This is a genomic window from Pseudoalteromonas sp. S1727 (assembly GCF_005886375.1).
GTDB classification, from domain to species: domain Bacteria; phylum Pseudomonadota; class Gammaproteobacteria; order Enterobacterales; family Alteromonadaceae; genus Pseudoalteromonas; species Pseudoalteromonas haloplanktis.
This window is the reverse complement of the sequence record NZ_PNDT01000196.1, coordinates 1-464: the sequence shown is the minus strand read 5'-3', so window position 1 is coordinate 464 and position 464 is coordinate 1. Positions and strand designations below refer to the sequence as shown.

At 42.7% G+C, this 464-nt stretch carries 1 protein-coding gene; it reads right to left on the bottom strand.

Annotated elements, in window-relative coordinates; translation table 11 throughout:
* Positions 1-101: 101 nt before the first annotated feature.
* On the bottom strand, positions 102-464 hold a 363-nt coding region (locus CWB85_RS21595; RefSeq protein WP_138555998.1), incomplete at its 5' end, for an RICIN domain-containing protein.

Here is a 464-nt window from a genome sequence, read left to right as displayed (position 1 = left end):
ACCCTAAAATTATCTTATATCATGGCATTTAAATCTTTTCGCGCACATAAAAAAGCCACTAACAAAGTAGTGGCTTGGTGAGAGTCGAACTCATTGAATAACTAATTTGGCTCACGAAGATGGAAAATTTGGCACTTGTTACCCAAATTAGGTTGTTGTGCAAAGTTAGTGTTTTCCGCAAGGCCGCAATCACTTAAACCAAGCGCTTGATTTGTGTAACGGTTGATCAACATCACCCCGCCACCATCTACTGGTGCAATTCGCCATTGTGCTGTTTTGGCTTCACACGAAGCCATTTCAACATTGGCACCGGGTACTAAGGCATTGTTTGCCACCCCGGCACAAAAATCACTGTTAAGGTCTTGTTTTAAAGCAACGTAACCAGTATCTGTTGGTGCAAAAAACCACTGTTGGGCATCGCTATGGGTAAATGCTTGTTGCTCAACATTCGTGCCTGCTTTAAC